We start from the raw sequence: 326 nt of genomic DNA, 5'->3' as shown, positions 1-326 counted from the left end.
CTTAGAAGCAGCCATCATTTAAAGAGTGCGTAATAGCTCACTGGTCGAGTGACGCTGCGCCGAAAATTTACCGGGGCTAAACATAACACCGAAACTGTGGATAGAACCATTGGTTCTATGGTAGGAGAGCGTTCTAAGGGCGTTGAAGCTAGATCGTGAGGACTAGTGGAGCGCTTAGAAGTGAGAATGCCGGTATGAGTAGCGAAAGATGAGTGAGAATCTCATCCACCGAATGCCTAAGGTTTCCTGAGGAAGGCTCGTCCGCTCAGGGTTAGTCGGGACCTAAGCCGAGGCCGAAAGGCGTAGGCGATGGACAACAGGTTGAT

The 326-nt window shown here is 50.6% G+C and carries 1 rRNA gene (running past one end of the window); it reads left to right on the top strand.

What is annotated here, in order from left to right:
- A 23S ribosomal RNA gene (locus tag ACFW22_RS35895) occupies positions 1-326 on the top strand (its annotated part extends 895 nt beyond the left edge of the window); the annotation flags it as partial.

The organism is Streptomyces sp. NPDC058872 (assembly GCF_042743065.1).
GTDB lineage: Bacteria > Actinomycetota > Actinomycetes > Streptomycetales > Streptomycetaceae > Streptomyces.
Note: the sequence above shows the minus strand (reverse complement) of the source record. Positions and strands in the feature narration are given on the sequence as shown.